9 protein-coding genes are annotated in these 14,620 nt (G+C 45.6%); 4 read left to right on the top strand and 5 right to left on the bottom strand.

What is annotated here, in order from left to right:
• Positions 1 to 18 precede the first annotated feature (18 nt).
• The 3 genes from HB679_RS14820 to HB679_RS14810 all read left to right on the top strand — a co-directional run bounded on the left by HB679_RS14820 (position 19) and on the right by HB679_RS14810 (position 6,921).
• Entirely contained in the window at positions 19 to 1,716 is a 1,698-nt protein-coding gene (locus HB679_RS14820; RefSeq protein ID WP_214072780.1) for a RagB/SusD family nutrient uptake outer membrane protein, read from the top strand.
• Positions 1,717 to 2,019: 303 nt separating this feature from the next.
• The gene (locus tag HB679_RS14815; RefSeq protein WP_214072779.1) at positions 2,020 to 5,220 is read left to right on the top strand and encodes a glycoside hydrolase family 2 TIM barrel-domain containing protein; all 3,201 of its coding nucleotides are present in this window, start codon (positions 2,020 to 2,022) and stop codon (positions 5,218 to 5,220) included.
• A gap of 111 nt (positions 5,221 to 5,331) precedes the next feature.
• Complete coding sequence (locus HB679_RS14810; protein WP_255547619.1) at positions 5,332 to 6,921, top strand: glycoside hydrolase family 32 protein; 1,590 nt, start codon at positions 5,332 to 5,334, stop codon at positions 6,919 to 6,921.
• A 191-nt stretch (positions 6,922 to 7,112) separates the two neighbouring features.
• Here the strand turns inward: HB679_RS14810 and HB679_RS14805 are convergent, their stop codons facing one another.
• The 3 genes from HB679_RS14805 to HB679_RS14795 all read right to left on the bottom strand — a co-directional run bounded on the left by HB679_RS14805 (position 7,113) and on the right by HB679_RS14795 (position 10,007).
• Positions 7,113 to 7,418, bottom strand: coding sequence for a GIY-YIG nuclease family protein (locus HB679_RS14805; RefSeq protein WP_214072778.1), 306 nt, complete (start codon positions 7,416 to 7,418; stop codon positions 7,113 to 7,115).
• Positions 7,419 to 7,540: 122 nt separating this feature from the next.
• Positions 7,541 to 8,335, bottom strand: coding sequence for a DUF1080 domain-containing protein (locus HB679_RS14800; protein WP_214072777.1), 795 nt, complete (start codon positions 8,333 to 8,335; stop codon positions 7,541 to 7,543).
• A 4-nt stretch (positions 8,336 to 8,339) separates the two neighbouring features.
• Positions 8,340 to 10,007 carry a hypothetical protein gene (locus HB679_RS14795; protein ID WP_214072776.1) on the bottom strand — a complete coding sequence of 556 codons (1,668 nt, stop codon included), beginning with the start codon at positions 10,005 to 10,007 and terminating at the stop codon, positions 8,340 to 8,342.
• A 302-nt stretch (positions 10,008 to 10,309) separates the two neighbouring features.
• Here HB679_RS14795 and HB679_RS14790 point away from each other — a divergent pair, with 302 nt between their 5' ends.
• Positions 10,310 to 11,392 (top strand): 1,4-beta-xylanase, encoded by a 1,083-nt coding sequence (locus HB679_RS14790; RefSeq protein WP_214072775.1) that lies wholly within the window; start codon positions 10,310 to 10,312, stop codon positions 11,390 to 11,392.
• 175 nt (positions 11,393 to 11,567) lie between these two features.
• Here HB679_RS14790 and HB679_RS14785 read toward each other — a convergent pair whose 3' ends face one another.
• Both HB679_RS14785 and HB679_RS14780 read right to left on the bottom strand, forming a co-directional pair.
• Complete coding sequence (locus tag HB679_RS14785) at positions 11,568 to 12,005, bottom strand: SRPBCC family protein (protein WP_214072774.1); 438 nt, start codon at positions 12,003 to 12,005, stop codon at positions 11,568 to 11,570.
• 133 nt (positions 12,006 to 12,138) lie between these two features.
• On the bottom strand, positions 12,139 to 14,469 hold the full coding sequence (locus HB679_RS14780) for a GH92 family glycosyl hydrolase (RefSeq protein WP_214072773.1): 2,331 nt from the start codon (positions 14,467 to 14,469) through the stop codon (positions 12,139 to 12,141).
• Positions 14,470 to 14,620: the final 151 nt, after the last annotated feature.

Here is a 14,620-nt window from a genome sequence, read left to right as displayed (position 1 = left end):
AATTAAAATTTAAAGATCATGCGTTTAAGCTTTTTAAATAGATCGGGTATCATCATTCTGGTGGCAGCGGCTTTGGCTAGTTGTAACAAAATTAACCTAACCCCAACCAGTAAATACACCGACGATCAATTTTGGCAAGTAACTGCTAATGCATACGTTGCCTTAAACAACTGCTATAGCCAGCAAATAAGCGGGGGGTATCCCGGCTCAAGCTCGGCTTCGCAAGCCTACTTTTATAATGAGGCCCTATCAGATAATGCGTATTGCCCGCTGGATGTTAATGTTGGTACCCCAACCGAAATATCAAGTGGTAACGATGCTAACTTTAATGCGGGCATTAACCGTGTAAAGTATGAGTGGGGTAGTTATTACTATAATATCAGGTCATGTAACCTGTTTTTAGAGAACATTGACAGAAATACCAGCTTAGACAAAGCGCTGATAGCCCGTATGAAAGGTGAGGCGCGCTACCTGCGCGCACAAGCCTTATTCAGGTTAACCAACCTTTATGGTGATGTGCCACTAGTTACCCATGTGCTGAGTATTGATGAGTCTAAATCCATCAAGCGGACGCCAAAGGCTGATGTGGTAACTTATATTTTGAGTGAGTTGGACTCGTGCGCCGCCGTACTGCCAACCCGCGATGCGCAGGCAGTTTCAGACCGTGGCCGTATTACCAGGGGCGCTGCATTGGCTATGAAAGCCCGGGTGTTGCTGTACAATCAGCGTTGGCAGGAGTGCGTTGCTGTTTGCGAAGATTTGATGAATAATCAGGGAACAAACGGTACCTATTCGTTGGTGCCCAGCTATCCTAATGTATTTGCTACCAACAACAAATATAATTCGGAAGTTATTTCTGATTTAGAATATGCGGCGCCCGACAGGGTCTGGACAGACTGGGGAGACTTCGGTCCGTTTTATACAGGTAATGGTGCAACCGCGTCAACCAACAGCAATCTGGTGCCTACACAAGATCTGGTAGAAAGCTTCCTGACGCTGGATGGTAAAGCTATCACAGATGCCGGTTCGGGTTATGACGAAAGCAACCAGTATGTTAACCGAGACCCTCGTTTAGGATATACTGTGGTTTACGATGGCTATCAATGGGTAAACAACCTGAACACTACACAGACTATCCATATTAAGCCCGGCACTGCCGGTGCTATCGATATCAGAAATGAGTATGGCAATAGTACGGGCACGTTTACCAGTTCGGGTTATTTTTGGCGCAAATATTACGACCCAACAGCAACGGTGTTCCAATTTGGCGAAAACATTATTGTGATGCGCTGGGCCGAGGTGTTGCTGATGGAGGCAGAGGCAAAAACCGAGCTTGGGCAAATGGATGCCGGTGTGTGGGATAAAACCATCAGGCTGCTACGTACACGCGCCGGCTTTACCAATCCGCTGGCGCTCACCTATCCGGGTAACACCAGCATGAGCATGATTGACCAGGTAAGGAATGAGCGCCGCAGCGAATTGGCGCTCGAGTCGTTACGCTATGATGATATCAGGCGCTGGAAAATTGCCGAGACGGTGCTGAACCATCCTGTTGGTGACGAGGTGCGCGGTGCCAAATTTGCCGGGCCTAATCATGATCAATACATTAAACTGGTGGTAAGGTTATTTAACCCGGCCAAACATTATCTGTGGCCGGTACCTACAGAAAGTTTGCAAACCGACCCTTCATTGCTTCCGCAAAATCCGGGTTGGTAAATTAATTATCATTACTTAATAAAAGAGCTGCCTCTATACCAGGCAGCTCTTTTTGTATTATGCTGATGTACTGCAAACGTTTGCACAAAATAGGCTTTCGCTTTGTTTTAATTTGGATATTTTAGCCGCCTGATTTCCGCTAAGATCATTTATCAAACTATAATAAAATTATTACGAATGTGGTTGGGTTAAAACCGGCAAAAGCCATACTTTTAACATCGATACCATGAATACCTAAAATGCGGCTGTTTAAACCATCGCATTGATAATTATAATCCCAATAAATTAAAAATTACGTTAATTATGAACAAAGTCTTATTTAAAAAAGAAGTTGTGGTGATGCTGTTAATGCTTGTATTTGGTTTTAAAACCACTATGGCACAGCAAGACGCGGCAAAATATCTGTCGGCTAAAGACACAGCTTCTGTTCCGAAAGAAATTGAAGACCCCGAAAATATCGGCATAAACAAAGAGGCGGCTCACGCTACGCTGATGCCTTATGCCACCCTGGCCGAAGCATTAAAAGCTAATCGCCGTGCATCGTCACTAGCCATAAGCTTGAACGGCATGTGGAAGTTTAACTGGGTTGACTGGCCACAAAAACGCCCTGCCGATTTTTACAAAACTAACTACGATGTATCCAAATGGAAAGACATTAAAGTGCCCGGCAACTTCCAGGTGCAAGGTTACGGAACGCCGTATTACAGCAACTTTACTTACATCTTCCAAAAGGATTTCCCGCATGTAATGTCTGAACCTAAGAATAAGAAATATACCGCTACGCAAGAACGTAACCCGGTAGGCAGCTACCGCCGCGATTTTGATGTGCCTGCAAATTGGAACGGCCGTCGCATCTTCATCACTTTTGATGGGGTGGATGCGGGTTTCTTTATCTGGGTTAATGGTAAAAAAGTGGGTTACAGCGTAAACAGTCGTAACGCTGCCGAGTTCGACCTGACTAAATATGTACATCCTGGCAAAAATATGTTAGCTGTCGAAGTGTATCGCTTCACTGTAGGCAGTTATCTGGAAGATCAGGACATGTACCGCTTAAGCGGGATCTTCCGTAACGTTACTTTATGGAGCGCTCCGCAAGAACACATCCGCGATTTCTTTATCCATACTAACCTGGATGCGCAATACAAGGATGCCGACTTAGCAGTATCAACCAAAGTTAAAAACTATGGCAAAGTTGCCACACCGGCGCGCCAGGTATTGGTTACGCTTTACAACGGATTGGTAAAAGTACCGGGTGCTGCCGTTAAGAAAAATGTACCTGCATTACAGCCGGGCGAGGAAATAACTGTCGAGACGACCATCCATGTAAGCAATCCGCAGAAATGGACTGCTGAGACGCCTAAGTTATATACTACGGTCATCAACCTGAATGAAGGTGCTAAAACTATCGAAACTATATCTCAACGTACCGGTTTCCGCAGTATTGAAATAAAAGGCCGTTTGTTTTTGGTTAACGGTGTACCTATCAAACTAAAAGGTGTTAACCGCCACGAAAACTGGCCGGACGATGGCCACGCCATTACCGAGGAGCAGATGGTTAAAGACATTATCCTTATCAAACAAACCAATAGCAACCACGTACGTACCTGCCACTACTCTGACGACCCACGTTGGTATGAGCTATGCGACGAGTACGGTATTTACCTGGTAGCCGAGGCTAACTTAGAGTGTCATGGCGCCTGGGATGATTTTAACGAAGAGCCAAGAATAAAAGCAGCGCTGATTGACAGAAACGTTGCCAACGTAGAGAACTTTAAAAACCATGCCGCTGTAGTTATCTGGTCGTTAGGTAATGAGTGTGGTAGTGGCGGCAGCAACTTCAGGGCCATTATCAAAGCCATTAAAGATATTGATACCAGCCGCCCTACGCATTATCAGGGCTTCGGCATAGGCGCTAAAAATCCTGCCGATATGGACAGCGAAATGTATACCAACGTTTACGACCTGGAAAAACATGCAACTGATGCCACCCTAACCAAACCATTCTACCTGTGCGAGTATGCGCACTCTATGTTTAACTCAATGGGTTCGGTAGATATTTATAATGACCTGTTTGATAAATATCCAAACCTGTTAGGTGGCGCTATCTGGGAGTGGCAAGATCAGGGTATTTACAACAACCGCAACCCTAAGCACCCTATCACCGCATTTGGTGGTGGTTTTGGCGAGTATCCTAATGATCGGTATTTCATTCACAAAGGTGTTGTTTTCTCAGATCGCAAACCAAAACCACAGTATGCCGAGTTAAAGCATGCTTATCAGTGGATCTCTATCAAAGCAAAAGATCTGGATAAAAAGATCTTCACTATTAAAAACCGCTACCAGTTTATCAACCTGAATAATTTGGATGCTAAATGGGAAGTGAGTGAAAATGGTACTGCAATTTCGTCTGGCAATATTAATGTTGGCTTGATCAATCCCGGTCAGGACAAAGATATTACCGTGCCTTTCGTAGTTAACCCAAAACCGGGTGCCGAATATTTTGTGCGCATCTCGTTTCAGTTAGGTGTTGATAAAATCTGGGCCAAACGCGGCTTTGAAGTTGCCGAGCAACAATTTGAGTTGGGTACGCTGGTACCAGCGGTTGCCGATAAAATGCAGGGTGCTAACCTGAGCTTAAATAACGGCAGCAGCGATATCAAGGTAAAAGGCGCAGACTTCGCCTTGGTATTTGATAAGAACAAGGGCACTTTCACTAAAATGGAGAAAGACGGCGATAACGTTTTAAGAGACGAAGGCGGCCCGATGCTGCACTTATGGCGCGCGCCTCATCAAAAAGATGATATGTGGGCCTATGAAGACTGGATGAAAAACGGCTTGAACGAAATTAAATGGACCGCCAACGATGTTAAAGCAATCCAACTTGCGGCAAACGTAGTGCAAATTAGCGCTAACCTTACCGGCGTGGGTAAACAAAACTTTGTGGTGCACCATAATGTAACTTACACCATCAATGGTAAAGGCGAGATCAAATCAGAAAACAAGGTTGATTTTAGCGACCCTAAATTAGTATTGGCTCACATAGGTGTGCGTATGTTCCTGAATAAAGACCTGAACCAGGTTGATTACTTAGGCCGCGGCCCAATGGAAAACTATGCCGACCGTAAAAGCGGTTACAACGTGGGCCATTTTGCAAGCAGCGTTACTGCGCAAATGACCGGTTACGAGAAACCAATGGAGCAAGGCAACCACGAAGATGTGCGCTGGGCAAACCTAACTTCGGCCGACGGCCTTGGTTTACATGTTAAACAGGTTGATTCTGTAATGCAAATAAGTGCGTTGCCTTACAGCGATGAAGAAATGACACCTGTTGAGTATAAAATTGACTTGCCAAAAAGTAAGGGAACAGTGCTTTGCATTGAACATAAAACGTTAGGCGTAGGTTCATATGGCTGCGGTCCGCGCCCATTAGAGGGTTACAGGCCTTATGCTGTGGCTACTAATTTTAGTTACGAGCTTGACCTGTCTAAAAAGAAAAAGCAGTAGAGATTTTAGTTGTATATACAACAACAAACAGAAAAGGGCGCAATTTGCGCCCTTTTCTGTTTAACGACGCTTCCGTTTTATGTTACAATATCCTATCTTTAAAAACCGAAGATGGCCAGCCATCTGCCGACTGTTAACCAATTGTACGTATTAACCACACAAATCATGTTGCGTAATAAACTGATCGTTATTTTATTTTTATTGCCTGCTCTAAAAGGTTTCGCTCAAAAAGAAGCTGCACCTACTCCGCAGTGGCGCCCAAAATATCATTTTACACCCGATAAAAACTGGACCAACGACCCCAACGGCTTGCTTTTTTTAAATGGCGAATTTCAATTGTATTATCAGCATAACCCATTCGAAAATAAATGGGGCCACATGAGCTGGGGCCATGCCACCAGTAAAGACCTGGTAGCATGGAATCACCTGCCGGTTGCCATCCCCGAGATCGTTCATCCCGACACCATTACCTGGATTTATTCAGGATCGGCCGTGGTAGATAAAAATAATACCAGCGGATTCGGCATCAAAGGTAAGCCGCCTATAGTCGCTATTTTTACCGGCGATCAGCCTAAGCAACATAAAGAGTCGCAGTTTATAGCTTATAGTAACGATAATGGAATGACGTTTACGCAGTACAGTCATAACCCGGTTATCGACCTCAATAAAAGCGATTTCCGTGACCCTAACGTGTTCTGGCATGAGGCCAGCAAGCAATGGATCATGACCGTATCTATGGTTAATGAACATATGGTTCGTATTTATGGTTCGCCAAACTTAAAAGAGTGGACCAAACTGAGCGATTTCGGTCCGGCCGGCTATACGCGTAATGGCTGGGAGTGTCCGTCGATGTTGCCATTGGTGGTTGATAATGATCCGACTAAAATTAAATGGGTGCTGTTTGTATCCTCGGGTGGTGATCATGGCCCGTTGATTCAATATTTTGTGGGCGATTTTGATGGCACCACTTTCAAGGATGATAATAACGGCACTAAAGTTTTACAGGTTGATTATGGCGATTGCTTCTATGCAGCCATAGCCTGGCGCGATGCCCCGCAAAACAAAAAGATCTTATTAGGCTGGCTGCAAGATGGCCGCCGCGAAACTTACCCGTGGAAAGGGCAAATGTCTATCCCGCATGATCTGTCTTTAAAGACGACAGACGAAGGCTTAAGATTGATCCAGGCGCCATCATCTATAGTTACCAAAGCTATGCCTAACTATGCTACCCAAAAGTCGCTGCTACAGAAAAATTTGCCAATTAACAATACACGCATCAGCCTGAATAAAGAGCGCCCGCACAGCGGTAATTCTTATTGGATAAATGCTGAATTTGACGTTAGTAAAGACACCAAAAAAGTGGGCTTCAACGTAGTCGAAAATCCGGATATCACCAAAAATGTAACCGTGGGCTATGACGCCGAAAATGGCCAGTTATTTGTTGATTGCACCATTGCAGAAATGGGCAATAAATCGCGCCGTAACTTAACCCAAACCGCACCCATGAAACCGATAGACGGTGTTGTTAAAATACAAGTACTGGTAGACAATTCATCGCTCGAAGTATTTGGTAATGGCGGCGAAAAAGTGATCTCTACCATGATCTATCCGGATATTGACGCAACAAATGTTTCTGTATTTGCAGAGGGGAAGGCGGTGTTGAAATGGATGAATATTTGGGATGTGAATCAGAAGAAATAAGACATTTATTTACTACTCTCCCGCCCGTCGAGGTACGAGCGTAACGATCTCCGGCAAGCGTTTATTATCGCTTAGAGATTGCGACGCTACGCTCGCAATGACGTGGAGGCGATAGGTTTCAAACTAATATATATACCTACCACGTCATCGTGAGCGAGGTACGAGCGTGACGATCTCTTTACGCCCCGCAATTACTCCAGTTCGAAATCAGGATACAGATCCCTCCATTCGGGATTGAAGTCAGTTATCAGGTTGTTTTTGTAATCTCGTTTTCTTTTCTTTAATGACTTTTCAGCTGAAATTGCTTCCTCAATGTGAGGGTAAAAGCAATAGTAAACTAAGTGGTTGCAGTTATATTTGGCAGTAAAGCTCTTGGGGTGAACTTTATTCTTGTGTTCCCAGATCCTCACGCGAATATCTGATGTAACACCGATGTATAGTACGGTATGCGTTTTGTTGGTTACTATGTAAACGCAGCCGCCTCTTTGAAACACCATAGTGCAAAATAGAAAATATATCGCTTATCCGGAGATCGTTACGCTCGTACCTCGCTCACGATGACGTGATGGGGAGTTTAGTTTTATATTAGTGCAGATTTGTAATCCGGACTAATATTGCTTTACTTCAACTTCTTAATCCACATATTCCTCACTCTAACTTTAGTAATAGATTCAATCTCAATACCAATATAGCCGGCCATGTTATTGGAAGAATGCGGATCATCATCAATCATTACCGCCATTACCTGGCCATTGATGATATGGATACACACACCATCACGGGCTATGACGGTGTACTGGTTCCAGTCGTCTTTCTTGACGATTTTGGACAGGTCCATGATATCGCCGATGTTACCCATCAGGCGTTTTGATTTGGTGCCGAAAGACTCAACCACCTGCCCGCGCCAGGCTACAATACGTAGCGGTGTGTTTTCTGAATAGAACTGCCCGGTCCAGAATTTTGCCGACGGCCAGAAATCAGCCTGCGGGCCGGTCATCATCCAGTTTAACTTTACCGGTTGCAGTTTCTCATCTATTGGCAAGCGCCAGGGGATGCCGGTTAAACTGCGATACTGGATGCCGCTGCCGCCCTCGCCGTCAACTTTAATCTCAAATTTTAGCGTGAAATTTTTGGCCTTCATCCCACGATAAACGATGTAACTGTTACCGCTTGGGTTTGCAGGTGTCGACTCGCCTACTATAGCGCCATCCTCAACGCGCCAAAATTTGGGGTTGCCGTCCCAGCCGTCCAATGTTTTACCGTCGAACAGAGAAACATAACCCTCGTGATCATTAAAGTCAAGTGGTGCAGGTTGGGTGAAGGGGTCATTATAGTAATGCGGTTTTTTCTTCGCGTCCTGAGCTTGCGCCAAACTTGCGACAGCCAGCAGGCCGATAACTAGTTTCAGTTTCATCATGTTATTTTATATCAGCCGTATTCAAAACAATACTATTAGTCTCCGGCGACAACCTGAAAATAGAACTGTTGCCCGGTTTGCTGAAAATACCTTTTATAGCTTTTAGTTTATAGTCGGTATCCTCAAATTTGCAGTCCAGTTCTTTGGTGTCGATTTTCTCGAATGGCAGTTTATCTGTCGGCGGCGTGTTTAGCTCCAGGTACCAATCGCATGTGGTTTTGCTGCTCAGGTTTACTTTAATCTGGCCTTCAGTTAGGTCGATCTCTAATGATCCTTTAACGGTTGTCAGCGGCCATGATATGTGTAATCCACCAGCAGCTGTTTTACTGAATTTCGGATCGCCGCCGGCTAACAATACCTCGCCGGCATCGGTCTTAACTTTAAAGCGCAGCCCTGACAAATTATTCCGTTTGCTCCAGATATAACCATCGACAATAGGTAGCGTAAAAAATGTACACTCGTTGGAGGTAACCGGCTGCGTTTCATAAACCGAGGGGAAAGCCTCGTCAAACAAATGGATATCGCGAATGCGCAGGTTGTTGTGCTCCCACAATAAATTAATACGGTAAAAACGGCTGTTGTACCAGCTGGTTTTTAAATCGCTGCCCTCGATATCTTTACCAACCGAGAACGAGGTTGGCGGGGTAACTTTATATTTCGCCTTGAACCAGTTGCCAGATTGCTCCATGGTTTCTACACGTAATTTATGTTCGTCGCGCAGTTTGGCAATCAGCGGCATCTGGATCTCGAAACCTTTCTTCATGGCATCCCAGGTAAACGAGTTTTCCTGACCGGCCTGGGTGTAGTTAAAGTTTACCGATTTATCATCAACCAAAGCCTTAAAGAACCAATTAACCCAGGTAGAATCGCCACCACCAAAATGATAAACAGGTTCGAGTGTAATCACACCCTGGCGGGTCGAGCTGATACCTGTATCATATTGGCGCACCGGGTCGCTACCCAATAACCTGAAAATAGGTACCGGTATCTGCGCCTCGGCATGCTGCGCAGGCATGTAAGAGTTAATCTTGCTTGGGTAATAAGCCTGGTTCCAGTAGCCGCCCCATAGGGTATAGCCATCGGTGCCGTACTGGTCCTTACAATTTCCGGAAGCCACGATATGGTATTTCTGATACATATAATTCAAGCTATAAGCATCAATAAACCAAGAAGCCACGGTTTTTGGATAATAGCCGAAAATCTTTTTAAAATCAGTAAAATAAGTGTCTATCAACTTCTCGCGCTCGGGCAGGGTATAGCCGGTAGAGAAGCCAATATTTGCCCGCCAATCCCATGGATAGCGGCCGCGCCAGGTCATGCCTGCGTTTTCAACCAGCGGCTGCGGTATTTCCCACCAGGCGCCAATTTCAAAACTTCCTTTGGGTAATGAGGCCAGCAGCGTTTGATAGCGTTTATCCATCAAAGCGTCGTATTGCAATAAGAAGGTACCACCCAAATGATATTTCTTCATGATCTCCACCTGTTTTACAACGGTTTGGTAAAGCACATCTTCGGTGATCTTTTCGTCGCGGGGTTCAAGCAGACGAATGAAGTTGACAATATTAACAATCTTAGGCGCAGGCTGCGCCACTTTAACGCCCTGAGCTAATACAGAAACGCTAACAAGGCACAATAAGCATGCGATCAGTTTTTTGCTGATTTTATTCATAGTAAGTAGTATAAAGTATAGCGATAAATTGCTAAGCATATATTTGGTTAACAAACATAATACAAGATAGATAATTTGCCGTCCTGTACTGTCTTGGTAGCAAATGTTAAATTATTTGATATATGAATTCAAGCGCAGCAATTTTGGTGAGTGACACCATCATTAATCAATTGTCATTGCGAGCGTAGCGCGGCAATCGCAAGGATGCATTATTCGCGATTGCTTTGTCGTCCCTCCTCGCAATGACAAAAAGGTAAAATTTATTCTATTATATTAGCGCACCATTTATAACAGACACTACAATGAAAATAATAAAAAATCTGGTATTAACCGGCGCCCTGTGCCTGTTAGGCGGAGTGACAGTAAATGCGCAGTCTAAAACTGTAGTTAAAGATAAAATCTGGTCGGCGGCTAAAGCTAACCGGTGGTATAGCCAGCACCGCTGGCTGGCCGGCGCTAACTTTATTCCGAGCACCGCTATTAATCAACTGGAGATGTGGCAGGCCGATACTTTCGATCCTAAAACTATCGACCGCGAGCTGGGCTACGCCGAGGGCATTGGCTTTAACACCGTGCGTGTTTTCTTGCACAGCGTTGCTTATGCCGAGGACCCGAAAGGTTTTAAATCGCGCGTTAATGAGTTTTTAGCTATTGCGGCTAAACATCATATCCAGCCCCTTTTTGTGTTTTTTGACGATTGCTGGAACAACGACCCAAAACCGGGCAAACAGCCGGAGCCAAAAATAGGCGTACATAATTCAGGCTGGATGCAGGACCCGGGTGTACCGGCTTTGAAAGACCCAAAAGAAATGGAGCGCTTGCATCATTATGTAAAAGATATCCTGACCACTTTTGGTCATGACAAACGTATTTTATTGTGGGATTTGTTCAACGAGCCGGGTAACAGTGGTAAAAGAGAAGCCTCATTGCCTTTACTGCAAAATGTATTTGCCTGGGCACATGAAGTGCGCCCGGACCAGCCGGTATCTGCGGGTTTGTGGGATTGGACTTTCGAGAAATTGAATGCTTACCAGGCACTAAACTCCGATGTAATTACCTATCATAATTATGACGAGGTGGATGCCCACCGCCGTGTGGTACAGCTACTAAAAACGCATGGCAAACCGGTTATTTGTACTGAATATATGGCCCGCCCGCGTAACAGCACTTTCGCTACCGTACTGCCGATGCTGAAAGCCGAACATGTAGGAGCGATTAACTGGGGCTTTGTGATGGGCAAAACCAACACTATTTACGCCTGGGATACCCCAATGCCAAACGGCGACGAACCCAAATTGTGGTTCCATGATATCTTCCGTAAAGATGGTACGCCCTATAAAACTGATGAGGTTGAGCTGATTAAGAAATTGACTTCGGAGAAATAAGATATATACAATAAATAAAAAGAGCCCATCTGCAATAATTGCAGATGGGCTCTTTTACAATAAGCTCGTCATCGCGAGCGTAGCGTGGCGATCTCCGGCTCGCGGACTTAGTCACTCGTTCAGAGATCGTCACGCTCGTTCCTCGCTCACGATGACGTAGTGGTGTATAAATATTTTACAATTTCCCTTCCGCTTTCTTCTTTAAATTCTCTAACCAGGTGCGCAAGGCTTTATTTAAATCGTTTTGATAGGAATCTACCTGCTCAACTATCGGGTCGCCTTCTAATGATTCGGCGGTATTTACCAGCACACCATCGCCCATGTCGCGCAGCAACCAAACGTGAATACCTAATACGCCATTTACAGTGCCCGACCAGGCTATTTTTTGCCCGGGGATCAGTTCGCTGATAGTCGAGGTGATCTCCATGCCGCTAATCGTCCAGCTAAAGGTTTTGCCAATAGCAGCAGGTGCTTCAATTTTTGAGGCCGTAATCTCGTTGTTCCAATCACTCCAGCCTGAAATATCGGTATGAATGTTCCATATATCAATCAGCGGCGCATTGATCAGAATCTCGTCGTTAGTAATAACCGGGGCTTTTGGGTTGATGTTCATGTCTATGCTGTTGATAGTTGAAATAGTACAAATATCTTACCAATGCAACGGACTAAGCACCTGGTTGTTTGAAATAATCCATACAGAATATGCCATGCGTTCGCTAAATGACGATACCGTGTATAATAACTATTTAGTTGCCATTTGTTGGTGCCGACATTGACGGCGGCGCATCGCCTTGCTTACTGCCCCAGGCCATATTAGGTTTCGGCCCCATCACTAATACTAAACTACCACCATTTACCAGATCCTGGTGATAGACCCAGGGTTTAGTGAGCGGCTTGCCATTAAAGGTAGCCGACTGGATATATCTGTTTGCTTTCGATGTATTCTTAGCCTCGATAGTAAACGTTTTGCCTTTATAGTAATGATTATCTAAAGTAATAACAGCCTTGGGGAACAGCGGACTACCAATCTCATAAAACGGTTTGATAGACGAGCCGCCGTCTGTCTCAAACAAACCCATGGCAGCCATTACAAACCAGGCGCCCATCTGGCCCTCGTCCTCATCACCCAGCCAACCGTGGTATGGGGTTGAGCCGTAATATTTATCCATGATCTCGCGGCTCCATTTTTGGGTAAGCCAGGGTTTGCCCGAGTAATTAAACAACCACGCCGCCTGCATATTAGGCTGATTGCCATGGTTTACCGGCACCAGGTCGTACATATCGCCATCGGCATTAAAATCAAATTTTGACGATTTTACAAAACCCGAATCCAACCGGTCATTAAATTCTTTTTTACCCATCAGGTTGATAATGCCCTGCACGTCGTGCGGTTTAAAAAAGCTGTATTGCCAGGCATTGCCCTCCAGGTAACCCGGCCCGTCGAAAGCGGTGCAGCAGTAGGGACTCCACTCTTTTACCCAGGTACCGTCGGCGTGCTTCATGCGGATGTATTTTACCGATGGGTCCCAGACTTTTTTAAAGGCATCGGCACGCTCCATCAGCATATCAGCCTCTTTGGTTTTGCCCAAAGCTTTGGCAAACTGGCCGGCGCACCAATCATCATAAGCATATTCCAAAGTGTTTGATACCTGGCCTACTTCGTTGGGTACGTAACCTAACTTTAGGTATGATTCATAATATTTATTCCCTGCAAAGCCACCTTCGGGGGTTACCACGCCGGGCGTGGTTTGTTGATGCATAATAGCCTCGAAAGCCAGGTTCGCATCAAAATCGCGGATACCTTTCTGGTAAGTGCTGGTAATCAAAGCTATCTCGTGCGAGGCTTCCATAATGCCGGAGTACTCAATCCCGGCCGGACCTTTGGGCAGCCAGCCGCCATATTTATAGATCTGTAAAAAAGATCGTGTCCATTTACTGGCGACGTCAGGCGTAACCAACGTCCACAGCTGGTTCAGGTTCCAGAACGTGTTCCAAAACGCATCCGAGCCTAAAATCGGTGTGTTAGGGTCCGACTGTCTTTCTATTTCATTCGGGTCTATCCATTTGCCGTTGACATCGCTCCAGGTACTGCGTGCCACGTACGATCGGTACATGTTGCTGTAAAATTTCTTTTTGTTCTCCTCGGTGCCGCCTTCAATTTTGATCTTGCCCAGCAGGTTGTTCCACACGGTTCGCGCATTGTTATGTACCGCCGCAAAGCTCCATTTAAACGGGTCCATTTCGGTGTGCAAATTCAGGCGCGCATCTTCAATACTAACTAAAGATATGGCCGTTTGCAATTGGATCACTTCGCCGGGTTTGGTATGGAAATCGGCATAAGCGCCCATTGCACCTTTGCCTTTTAACTCGGTGATATCTTTAGAGATCTTGTTGCCCACCCAGCCACCAAAGCCTTCCATCGGGTGGTCAAACCGCGCCACAAAATGCACAATGTAATCTTGCCAACCCCATTTTTGGTGCGAGTAGCCCTCTATCTCGGTGCTGCTTACTTTGGTAAATTCGGCCTCCAGGATCTCGGCTGTATTTTCAAAAGGGATATCGAGATTAAATAGTATGTGCGCATCCAATTCGGTAGGGTAGGTGAATTTGAAAAAGCCCGCGCGGGTGGTGCTGGTGAGTTCGGTGGTAATATCGCCATTCATCAGCTTAACGGCATAATAGCCGGGGCTGGCTTTCTCCGTTTCTTTGTAGATGCGTGAGCGATATCCCGAGGTCCAGCCGGTAGTTGGGTTATCGGTCGAGCCGCGCTTGATGTTCAGCACACCCACCGTTGGCATCACCGAAAGCCCGGCCATGGTCCAATCATGGATATGGCTAAAACCGCCTATGTTGTTGATGGAATATTCGTACCCCGATTTCCAGACACCTTCCTGGTTATCTGGCGCAAGCTGCACCATACCAAAGGGCATGGTAGCGCCGGGGTTCAGCATCCAGCGCGATTCGGACGTGCCCAGCAACGGGTCGGCATAGTCAACAGGTAGCTTCTTTTGTTGGGCATGTGCAGGCAAAAGGGCTAAGCAAAAAGCCATAGCCAGCAATGATGATCTAAGGGTCATTACGGTAAATTAAGTTTATAAAGTATCGCACATAAGCGGCGACCAGTATTTTACAACCGAAGCTTTTGTTGGTCCCACCACGTCATCGTGAGCGAGGTATGAGCGTGACGATCTCTGACATGTTGCGCATTACCGCTTATCCGGAGATCGC

Origin of the sequence: Mucilaginibacter sp. dw_454, from assembly GCF_018449775.1 — a bacterium.
GTDB lineage: Bacteria > Bacteroidota > Bacteroidia > Sphingobacteriales > Sphingobacteriaceae > Mucilaginibacter.
This window is presented reverse-complemented; position numbering and strand designations above follow the sequence as displayed.